General features: G+C 44.8%; 1 protein-coding gene. It reads right to left on the reverse strand.

Features of this window, described 5'->3' with window-relative positions; genetic code table 11:
• Nucleotides 1-540 (reverse strand): GTP-binding protein (locus tag ACFIK6_RS10265; RefSeq protein ID WP_375677627.1); only part of this gene is annotated, 540 nt, incomplete at both ends.

Raw genomic sequence — 540 nt, forward strand, 5'->3', positions numbered from 1 at the left:
AGGACGTTCAGGGGTTGGAATATAATTATCAACTTCACTCATTAAAAGACGAACAGCATCTTCACCAATGCTTTTATCCTTATCCTCAAGAGCTGCCAACGCAGAACCCTTAACAATCGGTATATCATCGCCTGGGAAATCATATTTGGATAAAAGTTCCCGAACCTCAAGCTCTACAAGCTCCAAAAGTTCTGCATCATCAACCTGATCAACCTTATTAAGAAAAACAACAATTGCTGGAACACCAACCTGACGTGCAAGCAAAATATGCTCACGTGTCTGAGGCATTGGCCCGTCAGCCGCCGAAACAACCAAAATAGCACCATCCATCTGCGCTGCCCCTGTGATCATGTTCTTCACATAATCAGCGTGCCCTGGACAATCAACGTGCGCATAGTGACGATTTTCCGTTTCATACTCAACATGCGCTGTAGAAATAGTAATTCCACGTGCGCGTTCCTCTGGGGCAGCGTCAATTTGGTCATAGGCTTTAAATTCACCAAAATATTTCGTAATCGCTGCTGTCAACGAGGTCTTCCC

Source organism: Bartonella sp. AS69XJJH (assembly GCF_042195585.1).
Taxonomy (GTDB): domain Bacteria; phylum Pseudomonadota; class Alphaproteobacteria; order Rhizobiales; family Rhizobiaceae; genus Bartonella.